General features: G+C 73.7%; 7 protein-coding genes and 1 pseudogene. 4 read left to right on the top strand and 4 right to left on the bottom strand.

Features of this window, described 5'->3' with window-relative positions; genetic code table 11:
* Positions 1-125: 125 nt before the first annotated feature.
* Positions 126-911: pseudogene (locus GL263_RS12965) on the bottom strand (L,D-transpeptidase family protein); the annotation flags it as partial.
* A gap of 244 nt (positions 912-1,155) precedes the next feature.
* On the opposite strand from GL263_RS12965, the gene GL263_RS12960 reads away from it, so the two are divergent.
* On the top strand, positions 1,156-3,378 hold the full coding sequence (locus GL263_RS12960) for a choice-of-anchor A family protein (RefSeq protein WP_182855823.1): 2,223 nt from the start codon (positions 1,156-1,158) through the stop codon (positions 3,376-3,378).
* Between the two features lie 62 nt (positions 3,379-3,440).
* On the opposite strand, the gene GL263_RS12955 is transcribed toward GL263_RS12960, so the two are convergent.
* Positions 3,441-5,582, bottom strand: coding sequence for an MMPL family transporter (locus GL263_RS12955; protein WP_182855822.1), 2,142 nt, complete (start codon positions 5,580-5,582; stop codon positions 3,441-3,443).
* Positions 5,583-5,692: 110 nt separating this feature from the next.
* Positions 5,693-6,190 (bottom strand): MarR family winged helix-turn-helix transcriptional regulator, encoded by a 498-nt coding sequence (locus GL263_RS12950; RefSeq protein ID WP_323379373.1) that lies wholly within the window; start codon positions 6,188-6,190, stop codon positions 5,693-5,695.
* Positions 6,191-6,295: 105 nt separating this feature from the next.
* Here GL263_RS12950 and GL263_RS12945 point away from each other — a divergent pair, with 105 nt between their 5' ends.
* On the top strand, positions 6,296-7,804 hold the full coding sequence (locus GL263_RS12945) for a cryptochrome/photolyase family protein (RefSeq protein ID WP_182855821.1): 1,509 nt from the start codon (positions 6,296-6,298) through the stop codon (positions 7,802-7,804).
* Between the two features lie 47 nt (positions 7,805-7,851).
* On the opposite strand, the gene GL263_RS12940 is transcribed toward GL263_RS12945, so the two are convergent.
* Positions 7,852-9,099 carry an NAD(P)/FAD-dependent oxidoreductase gene (locus GL263_RS12940; RefSeq protein WP_182855820.1) on the bottom strand — a complete coding sequence of 416 codons (1,248 nt, stop codon included), beginning with the start codon at positions 9,097-9,099 and terminating at the stop codon, positions 7,852-7,854.
* Between the two features lie 180 nt (positions 9,100-9,279).
* On the opposite strand from GL263_RS12940, the gene GL263_RS12935 reads away from it, so the two are divergent.
* Together GL263_RS12935 and GL263_RS12930 are read left to right on the top strand one after the other, a co-directional pair.
* Positions 9,280-10,005: a maleylpyruvate isomerase family mycothiol-dependent enzyme gene (locus tag GL263_RS12935; protein WP_182855819.1), complete on the top strand. Its 726-nt coding sequence runs from the start codon at positions 9,280-9,282 to the stop codon at positions 10,003-10,005.
* Between the two features lie 149 nt (positions 10,006-10,154).
* Complete coding sequence (locus tag GL263_RS12930) at positions 10,155-11,039, top strand: HalD/BesD family halogenase (RefSeq protein ID WP_182855818.1); 885 nt, start codon at positions 10,155-10,157, stop codon at positions 11,037-11,039.
* Positions 11,040-11,083: the final 44 nt, after the last annotated feature.

Genomic DNA, 11,083 nt, shown 5'->3' with positions numbered 1-11,083 from the left:
CCCTCCGCTAGGTGGCCGCGCAGCCGGTTGAGGCGGTCGGCGCGCATGCCCTCGGCCACGAGTGCGTCGTCGCTCAGCAGCGAGCGCCCCCGCTCGTCGACGGTGCGGCGCGGGGAACGCGGCTGAGTGCCGGGCTTTGTGCCGAAGACGAACACCCGGTCGTTGAGCTGGAGCAGGTCCCAGAGCTTCGCCGCGTCCGCGTGGTGGAGGTTGACGCAGCCGGCGGAGCCGCTTTCGAAGAGGTTCTCCGTGGTGCCGTGGAGGGCCTGTCCCCCGTCGAAGAACTGGGCGTACGGCATGGGGACGTCGAAGAGCGTGGAGTGGTGGTGCCGGTTGCGCCAGTAGACGTGGTGCAGCCCGCCCCGGGTCTCCAGCTCCAGCCGCCCGGTGCGTACCGGCACCACGTCGAAGACCAGCCGGTCGTTCGCGCCGGTCTGCACCCACAGCAGTTGCCGGGACAGGTCGACGCAGGTGGTGCGGCGGGAGACCGACGGGCAGCGGCGCTCCTTGTTCGGCTCGGCCTTCGCCTGCTCGACGAGCATCATGCGGTAGGCGGGCACGCCGGCGTAGCCGTCCGCCGGGTCGAGTCGGTGGCGGCGCTGGAAGTCGCGGATGGCCCGGCAGTCGGCGTCGGACTGCCGGCCGTCGACGGGCAGCCCCAGGTGCGCTTCGAGCTGGCGCTGGTAGGGGCCGGTGGCGGCCGTGCACTCCTCCTCTGTGGTGCCGCCGGCCGTCTCCGCGGTGCCGCCGGCGGCCGCCGGGCTCCCGGCGGCCGGCACGGTGCCGCAGGCGAGCAGGGCTGCGGCGACCGCGGCGGCGACCGCGACGGCGCCAGGCGACCTGCCGGGCCGTCTCGGGGCGATCCGGCGGGCAGCGCCGGCGCGAGGCGGCGGACGGAAGGTGCGGCGCATCCCTACTCCCTTGTCGCGGCGGGGTGTTGGAGCCGACCCCGGCCTTCTTCCTAGCCGCTCGGCCGCCGGTCGGAAAGGCGGGTGGTCCGGCGGGGTGAGCGACGGGCCGGCGGACCCGGCCGTTCGGGTGGTTGTGCCGCCCCGGGAGTGACCCGTGCGGGTGTCGCCGCCGGTCGGCCCGCCATCCGGGTGTGAATGGTCACACCTTCACTTCGTGTGACAAACGGATTCTGGAGAGTGCTCGATGGCAAGACGGACGGACCGACAGCCCCGAGGCCGGTGGCGTTCCTTCCTGCGCCGGCGTCTGCCGGTGCTGGTCACGCTGCCGCTGCTGCTGGCCTCCGCGCAGTACGCGACCGCGCAGCACAGCGTCGGCGCGGACGACCGCAAGACGGCCCGGACCGCCGACTCCGCCGCCGGTGCGTCGCTTCCCGGCGTGCGGGCGCCGCTGCCCGGCGGGCTCGGACCGTGCCTCGGCCCGGCGTGCCCGGACGTCCACCCGCCGGTCAACAACGGCCCGATCGCCGGACGCGACGAGGCCGTCAACATCTTCGTCGGCGGCGACTTCCGGGTGCGCGGCGGCGCGGCCGAGGCCGAAGGCCTGGTCGTGACGCTCGGCGGCTACGACCAGAACAAGAGCCGCGGCGGCGCGGCCTACAACGTCGGCGAGGTCGGCGTCGGCTCCCGCGTCCCCCCGCCGGCCGGCTCGGACTGGCTGGTCACCGGCGGCGCCGTGACCGTGGCCGACGGTCAGCGGCTGCTCGCCGAGGGCGGCGTCGTCCGCCACGGCGGCCCGCTCACCGGCACGGTGCTGGCCGGCCGCACGGTCGCCGACCCCGACGCCACCGCCCGCTACCGGGACCTGCGCGGCGAACTCTCCGACGCGAGCAGCTGCTACGCGTACGGCGACGACGGCACCGGCCGGACCGCCACCGGCACCGCCGTCAACCAGGGTGAGACGACCGTCTTCACCGGCGACGGCACCTCCATGCTCCAGGTCTTCAACGTCGACTTCGACCTCGTCGGGCCGAGCGGCCGGCAGCAGGGCCTGCGGTTCGACAACATCCCCGCTGGGGCGACCGTCCTGGTCAACCTGCTCGGCACCGGCCGCACCATCAACACCTACAGCGGTGAACTGGCCGACACCGCGCCGCTCAACCAGCTGCGCCCGCGCCTGCTGTGGAACTTCCCCGACGCCCGAACGGTCGACCTGATCGGCACCGGACAGTTCCAGGGCAGCGTGCTGATCGGCAACCGCGACAGCCAGACCCTGGTCACCCTGCCGGGCATCAACGGCCGTTTCTTCACGACCGGTTCGGTCACCCACGGCGGCGACACCGGTCCCTCGGGGCAGGAGTTCCACGCCTACCCGTTCCTCGGCGACCTGCCGGACTGCGCCCAGCAGCCGCAGCCGCGCGGCGAGGTGTTCGTGACCAAGCGCGACGCCGAGGACGAGGAGCCGCTGGCCGGCGCGGTGTTCCAGCTGTGGCGGGAGACCAACGGCCGGGAGGGCCTCCAGACCGGCGGCACGAACCCGGACACCCGGGTCGGCGACGCCTGCGTCACCGACGACGACGGCCGCTGCGGCGACACCGTCGAACCCGGCACCTACTACTGGCAGGAGCTCGCGCCGCCGGACGGCTACGACCTGCCCGACCCGGCCGTCTTCGGGCCCCTCACGCTGACCGAGGAGAACGCCGTCACCGGTGTCGGCGTCACCGCGTACAACCGGGAGACCGAGGTACCCGACGAGCGCGGCGAGGTCACCGTCCTGAAGTTGGACGCGGACACCGAGGAGCCGCTGGCCGGCGCCGTGTTCCAGCTGTGGCGGGAGACCAACGGCCGGGAGGGCCTCCAGACCGGTGGCATGAACCCCGACACCCGGGTCGGCCCGACCTGCGAGACCGACAACGAGGGCCGCTGCGGCGACACCGTCGAACTCGGCACCTACTACTGGCAGGAGGTGACCGCCCCCGACGGCTACGACCTGCCCGACCCGGCCGTCTTCGGGCCGCTGGTGCTCGACCGCGAGAACGCGGTCACCGGTGTCGGCGTCACCGCGTACAACCGGGAGACCGAGGAGGACGGCACCGCCACGCTGACCGTGCTCAAGCGGGACCTGAAGACCGGTGACCCGCTGGCCGGCGCGGTCTTCGAACTGTGGCGGGAGACCAACGGCCGGCCCGGCCTCCAGACCCGCGGCGGCAACCCGGACGAACGCGTCGACGCGGGCTGCGCCACCGACGACGCGGGCGAGTGTGTCTTCGAGGACCTTCCCACCGGCTCGTACTACCTGCGCGAGACGGCCGTCCCCGAGGGCTACCTGATGCCGCCTCGCCCGGTCAGCGGACCGTACGCGCTGGACGCCGGCCAGTCGGAGAGCAAGACCGTGACGCTCCACAACCGGCCCGGCGACCCGGACAAGGGAAAGGGCAAGGGCAAGCGCGCCGCACACCAGGAGCACTGACCCCCCGCCCGTAGGTGAACACACCGGCGGTCTCCCCACCGGGGAGGCCGCCGGCCCGTGTCTCAGGCGTCGCCCGCCGGCCGTTCCGCCGCCGGCCGCTCGCCCGCGGGTCGTTCAGCCGCCGGCCGTTCCGCCGCCGGACGGCTGAGCGCGCCCGGCCACCAGGCGCGCCGGCCCAGGTCCCGCACCAGCGCCGGGACGAGCAGCGAGCGCACCACGAGGGTGTCCATCAGCACGCCGAACGCGACGATGAAGGAGATCTGCACCAGGAACGCGAGCGGGATCACCGACAGCGCGGCGAACGTCGCCGCCAGCACGACACCCGCCGAGGTGATGACCCCGCCCGTCGTGATCAGGCCCCGCAGCACGCCCTGCCGGACGCCGACCGTCAGCGACTCCTCCCGCACCCGGGACATGAGGAAGATGTTGTAGTCCACGCCGAGCGCGACGAGGAACACAAAGCCGTACAGCGGCACGGCAGGGTCGGTGCCGGTGAAGCCGAGCACGTGCTCGAAGACCAGGGCGGCGATGCCCAGGGTGGCCAGGAAGTTCAGCGCGACCGTGGCCACCAGCAGGATCGGTGTGACAACCGAGCGCAGCAGCCAGAAGAGCACAAGCAGGATGGTCACCAGCACGACGGGGATGATCAGCGTCCGGTCGCGCTGCGCGGTGCTGAAGGTGTCGTACTGCTGTGCCGTGTAGCCGCCGACCAGGGCGTTCGCGTCGGGCAGCGGGTGGAGCGCGTCGCGCAGCCGGACGACGGTCTGCCGGGCGGCCTCGGTGTCGGCGGCGTCCTGGAGTGTGACGTCGAGGCGGGCCCGGCCGTCCACGACAAGCGGTTCGCCGTCGGGGCGGCCGGTGGCGGTCGTGGGGGAGACGGCGGCGACGCCGTCCACCCGCTCGGCCTCGGCGGCCACCTGGTCCAGGCTGTCCGCTTCGGCGGTGACCACGGCCGGGGTGCCCGAGCCGCCGGGGAAGTGCTCGCCCAGCCGCTGCTGGGCGGCGACCGAGGGCGCGTCGTTGACGAAGATCTCGTCCAGCGGCACGCCCTTGGAGGTGAGCGTCGGCGAGAAGGCGGCGAAGGCCAGCAGGACCACCGTCGTGACGGCCCACACCTTGCGCGGCGCCCGGTCGACGAGTGCCGCGACCCGGACCCACACGCCCCTGGCGCCGCCCTCGGTGGGGGCGGGCTTCGCCGGCCAGTAGGCCGCCCGGCCGAGCAGCAGCAGGACGGCGGGCAGCCAGGTCAGCACGCTGACCACCGCGCAGGCGATGCCGATCGCGCCGACCGGTCCGAGCGCCCGGTTGTTCGTCAGATCGCTGAGCAGCAGGGCGAGCAACCCGAGCGCGACAGTGCCGGCGCTGGCGGCGATGGCGCCCGCCGACCGGCGCACGGCGGTGAGGACGGCGGTGAACCGGTCGTCCTGGTGGGTGAGTTCCTCACGGAAGCGGGCGCTGACCAGCAGGGCGTAGTCCGTCGCGGCGCCGATGACCAGGATGAAGAGGATGCCCTGGACCTGGCCGTCCACCCGCAGCACGTCCCGGTCGGCCAGGGCGTAGACCACGCCGCTGGCCAGGCCGAGCGCGAACACCGAACCGAGGATGATCACAAAGGGCAGCAGCACGCTGCGGTAGACCAGCAGCAGGATGAGCAGCACGGCGGTCAGGGCGACCCCGAGCAGCAGTCCGTCGATGCCGGCGAACGCGTCGCCCAGGTCGGCCTGGGTGGCGGCCGGGCCGGCGATCCCCACGGTGGTTCCCGGCACCTCCTCGGCGGCGGCACGCACCTCGTCCAGCACCTCGCCCAGCCCCTCGTCCAGGTCCGGGTCGAGCGGGACGATGCCCTGGAGCGCCTTCCCGTCCTCGGACGGCAGGGCGGGTGAGGGGCGTTCCACGACGCCGTCCGCCTCCGCGAGGGAGGCGAGCGCGCGCTGCGCCGCGTCCCGCTGCTCGGCGCTGACCCGGCCGTCGCCCTCGACGGTCCACACCACGATCGCCGGCACGCTCTCCGAGCGCTCGAAGCCCTTCTGCTCCTCCAGCACGCGGGTGGACTCGGCGTTCTGGGGCAGGAACGCGGCCTGGTCGTTGGTGGCGACCTCGCTCAGCTTGCCGGCGTAGGGGCCGAGGCCGCCGCCCACGCCCAGCCACAACAGGATCAGCAACAGCGGCGCCAGGCGCCGCGCCCAGCGGGTGGTACCGGACATCGTTCTCTCCATGAGGACGGTGTATCTCGACAGTAAACAATCTCGATGATGAAGTTATCTTGTAATCGAACCGGTTGTGAGGCCGGGGGCGCCGGGGTGTCGGGGTCGGCTCAGTCGCGCGGCGGGCGGGTCGTCGACAGCTCCTCGTTCATCGCGTCCAGGAACCGCAGCACCACGGCCAACTCGCCCGGCGCGAGCGTCGCCCGCGCCGCCCGGGCCGCGTCGGCCAGCGGCGCGAAGTGCCGCCGCGCCGCCGGCTGCGCCTGCTGCTCGTAGTAGAGGTGGACCACCCGCCGGTCGGCGCTCTCCCGGACGCGGCGCACGTGCCCGGCCCGCTCCAGCCTGTCCAGACACGCGGTCACCGCGCCGGAGGTGAGGCCCAGCCGCTCCCGCAACCGGGTCGGGGTCATCGGCTCCTCCGCGTCGAGGATCGCCGCGAGCGCGTGCACGTCGGTCGGGTGCAGCCCCTGGACGGCGGCAAAACCGTGGACCAGCCGGTTGATCTCCCCGTTCATCCGGCGCATGCGTACGGCAAGCGCCTGGAGGTCCGCCAACCCCTCGTCCCGTCCCGGCTGCTCCCGCGAGCCCTCACCGTTCTCCGCCTCCACCACGCGACTCAGCCTATAGAACAGCCGGGCGCGCCCTCCGCCGCAGGCCGCGCCCAGCCGCCAAGCTGGCTCCGAGCACACCGACGGCAAGAGGTGGAGGAACGGGTGGCCAAGACGTGGCACTGGCTCTTCGGCGACCAGCTCGGCCCGCACTTCCTGACGCCCGGCGGGTCGGGGCCGGATCGCGACGCGCCGGTCCTGATGATCGAGGCCCGGTCGGTGCTGCGGCGCCGGCGCTTCCACCGCGCCAAGGCCCACCTCGTGCTGTCGGCCATGCGGCACCGCGCCGCGGAGCTGGGCGACCGGGTCCACTACGTGCGCGCGGAGACCTACCGTGAAGGACTGGAACGCGCCGCCGGCGACCGGCCGCTCACCGTCCGGCACCCGACCTCCTGGGCCGCGCTCCGCCTGGTGCGCGACCGCCCCGCCACCACGGTCCTGCCCGCCGCCGGCTTCCTCGTCCCGCACGACGCGTTCGCCCGCTGGGCGGCGGACCGCGGTGAACGGGCCCTGCGGCAGGAGCACTTCTACCGCTGGGTGCGGCGCGAGCACGACCTGCTGATGGAAGGCGACCAGCCCGCCGGCGGACGGTGGAACCTCGACCGGGAGAACCGCGAACCGCCCCCGGCCGGCGCGCGGACCCTGGACGTCCCGGCGCCCTACCGGCCCCGGGAGGACAGCATCGACGAGGAGGTGCGGCACGACCTCGACCGGTGGGAACGCTCCGGTGAGGTCTCGTTTGTCGGCCGCGACGGCCCGCGCCGCTTCCCCGCCACCCGCCGGGAGGCGCTGGCCGCGCTCCGCCGCTTCACCACCCACCGGCTGGCCGGCTTCGGCGCGCACGAGGACGCCATGCTGGCCGCCGACCCGGTGATGAGCCACAGCCTGCTGTCGGCCTCCCTCAACCTCGGGCTGCTCGACCCGGCCGAGTGCGTCGAGCGGGCCGAACAGGAGTGGCGTGCCGGTCGCGCGCCGTTGAACAGCGTCGAGGGCTTCGTTCGCCAGGTCGCCGGCTGGCGGGAGTACGTCTGGCAGCTCTACTGGCACTTCGGCGAGCGCTACCGGCGGCACAACGGCCTCCGGCACCGCGCCCCGGTACCCGACTGGTTCCGGGACCTCGACGCCGACACCGTCACCGCCCGTTGCCTGAGCACCGTGCTGGCGCAGGTGCGGGACACGGGGTGGACCCACCACATCCCGCGCCTCATGGTCCTGGGCGGCCACGCCCTCCAGCGCGGCTGGCATCCGGCCGAGGTCACCGACTGGTTCCACCGCAGCTTCGTCGACGGCTACGACTGGGTCATGGTGCCGAACGTGGTGGGCATGTCGCAGTACGCCGACGGCGGCCGCATGACCACCAAGCCCTACACGTCCGGCGGCGCCTACATCAACCGCATGAGCGACCTCTGCGAGGGCTGCGCCTACCGGCCGAAGGTGCGCGTCGGGGAGGACGCCTGCCCCTACACCGCCGGCTACTGGGCCTTCCTGCACCGCCACCGCGCGCTGCTGGAGGGCAACCCGCGCACGTCCCGCCCGGTCGCCGGACTCGACCGCCTCTCCGACCTGCCGGAACTCCTCCAACAGGAGAAGGGCAGGGGCGCGGCGCCGCCGTGACGGCCCGCCGGCCCGCTCGGCCCTCCCCGCTTCCCGGCGCCGCCGGTTCACGCGACACCGAGCCGTTCCGACAGGACCTCGCGGGCGGCCCGCGCGCCGGACGCGAGCGCGCCCTGGACCGAGCCGGTGGCCCGGTGGTCGCCGCACACGAACCTGCCGGGCGCGACCCGTGCCCGCCGGGTCAGCGGGAGCGGCGGGGTCATCACCGGAAGCGCGTCGGGCACGGTACGGGTCGTGAGGGTCTGCCATGTCGAGGTGTCCGTCCGGTACACCTCGGCGAGCGCGGCACGCAGGTCCGCCTCCGTCCCCGGGCCCGGCTCCCTGAGCACCGAGGTGGCCACCAGGTGCCGGCCGGGCGGCGCGTAGACGGGGGAGATCTCGCTGAGCACACACGAGTTGAGGAAGCGGCGGTCCGAGTCCAGGACAAGCATCGGCTCGTCCAGCGGCCGCCGGTCGGTGGCGTGGTAGTAGGTCGTCACCACCCGGTAGTCGGGCACCCGAAGCCCGGGCAGCAGGGCCGACGCCGCCTCCGGCCCGGCCGCGACGACCACGGCGGCGGCCGGCAGTTCGGTGCCGTCGGCCAGCAGCACGCCGTCGTCGGTCAGCGACCGCACGGGAGTCTCCAAGCGCACGGTCTCGGGCGGGAGTTCGGCGGCCAGCCGCTCGGGAACCACCCCGATGCCGTTCATCGGCAGACAGGGCGTGCCGCGCAGCATGGAGCGCCACACCAGGTGGAACATCCGGCTGGAGGTCTCCAACTCGTCCTCCAGGAAGACCCCGGAGAGGAACGGCCGGAAGAACCGCTCGACGAAGTCGTCCGAGAACCCGGCCGCCGCGAGCGCCGCACGGGTGGTGCGTTCCCGCCCGCCACGGACCAGCGACGCCGGGGCCAGCATGTCCCGCGCCGACAGCGCGCCGAGCGCCAGCAGGTCGCGGCCCGAGGCGAGCCGGCCGGGCAGCAGGTCGGCCGTCTCGCCAGGCCGCCGGGTGGGGTCGACGAACCGTCGCCGCCCCTCGGGCGTGTGCACGACCATCCCGGCGCCGAACGCGCACAGGTCGAGCTCCCGCAGCGGAAGACGCCCGCGCACCTGGGGATAGGACGTGTTGAACAGCTGAAAGCCGCGGTCGACGGTGAAGCCTTCCACGCGGTCGCTGCGCATCCGGCCACCCACCCCGTCCGACGCTTCCAGGACGCGGACCGCGACGCCGGCCGCGAGCAGGTCCTGTGCGCAGGCGAGGCCGGCCATGCCGGCGCCGACCACCACGACCTCGGCCGTGTTCTCGTCCGTCCGCATAGGGTTCCGTCCTTCCAGGGCACCGCCCGTGGGTGGCGTGTGGGTGTCCCTGCCCATGCTTCCGGCCGCCACGCCCCGACGGATGCACCCACACCGCCGTCCGGTGGGACTACCCCGTTCGGGCGCGCGTGACTATCGTATGGCGGACAGATGATCCCGCATGACGGAAGATGTGAGTCGATGCGACGCGAGGAACTGTGCGAAGCCGTCGAGGAGTCCACACGCCGACTGCTCACCACCGTCGACCGGTTCACCGACAACGACCTGCCCCACCCGTCGCTTGTGCCGCCCTGGACGCGCGGCCACGTCCTCAGCCACCTCGCCAGGGCCGCCGACAGCCTCCGCCGACTCCTGCACTGGGCACGGACCGGCGAGCCGACACCGCAGTACGCCAGCATGGCCGCCCGGGCCGCCGAGATCGAAGCCGGCGCCGGACGCTCCGCCCCCGCACTCGCGGCCGACATCCGCGCGACCGCCGAACACCTCCGCGCCGACGTGCGCGCGCTGCCCCCGGCGGGCTGGCGCACACCGGTTCGGCCCCGGACCGGCGAATGGTGCACCGCCGAGCGGCTTGTCGGCATCCGGCTGCGGGAGTTGGAGGTCCACCACGTGGACCTGGACGCCGGCTACACCTTCGCCGACGTCCCCGGCGCCGCCACCGACTGGATACTCCACGACATCCTCACCACCCTCGCCGCCCGCGACGACACCCCCGCCCTGCGGATCACCGCCGCCGACGCCGCCCTCGACGCCCGTCTGGGCCGCGACGCCCGACCGGGCATGGAAGGAGCGGAGTTGAGCGGCACCCGGGCCGCGCTGCTCGGCTGGCTCACCGGGCGGACGGCAGGGGAGGGGGTGACCGTCGCCGGGGCCGGCCGCGTGCCCCGGGCGCCGTACTGGATCTGAGCCGGCGCCGCCAGTGCAACCGGTCACAGACGTCGCGACGGCGCTGAAACGACAACCTCACATGTGCTAAACCCGCGGGTAGTTCACGCACGACCGACAGTGACCCCCGTGGCCCGGGACGATGGGGCCAGCACGTCGAGAGGAACGTCATGAGCACGTCCCCCGCGCACACCCTCACGTCACCTGCCCTGACCCTGGACGAGGTCGTCGACACCGAGCGGTACCCGCTGACCGACCCCGCCGGCGCACGCGTCCGCCGCGTCGTGGCCGACGCCCGGCGCGACCTCGCCGCCGAAGGCTGCACCGTCCTCACGGACTTCGTCCGGCCCGAACTGCACGAGGCGCTGCGCGAGCAGTGCGCCGACCTCGCCCCCCGGGCGCACTACGACGTCGAGACGGTCAACGTCTACAACATCGACGTCGACCCCGACCTGCCCGCCGACCACCCGGGCCGCGTCCCCTTCCGGCGCGGCAACGCCTTTGTCGCCCGCGACCTCATCCCCGCCGAGGCGCTGATCAGCGTGCTCTACCGGGACGAGGCGTTCCGGCGGTTCGTCGCCGAGTGCTTCGGGCTGCCCCGGCTGCATCCGCTCGCCGACCCGCTCTCCGGCCTGGTGCTCAACGTCGTCCGGCCCGGCATGGAACACCCCTGGCACTTCGACACCAACGAGTACACCGTCAGCATGCTCACCCAACAGCCTGACGCAGGAGGTGAGTTCGAGTACTGCCCGGGCATCCGCACGGCCGAGTCGGAGAACTTCGACGACGTCCGGGACGTCATCACCGGCGGCGGCCGGCGCCTCGTGCGCCGCCTTCCGCTGCGCCCCGGCGACCTCCAACTCTTCAAGGGACGCTACTCGTTGCACCGCGTCAGCCCCGTCGCCGGCGAACGCGACCGGCACTCGGCGATATTCGCCTACAGCGAGCGCCCCGGCGTCGTCGGCAGCCCCGCCCGCACCCGCCAGCTCTTCGGCCGGGTGCTGCCGGAACACCACGCCGGGCACGCCGTGCGCACCGACGAACTCCTCGACTGACACCCCCGCGCGCATTCCCCGCGCGCCCTTGGCACCACCCGCAC

Origin of the sequence: Streptomyces durbertensis, assembly GCF_014156695.1 — a bacterium.
GTDB classification, from domain to species: Bacteria; Actinomycetota; Actinomycetes; order Streptomycetales; family Streptomycetaceae; genus Streptomyces; species Streptomyces durbertensis.
Note: the sequence above shows the minus strand (reverse complement) of the source record. Positions and strands in the feature narration are given on the sequence as shown.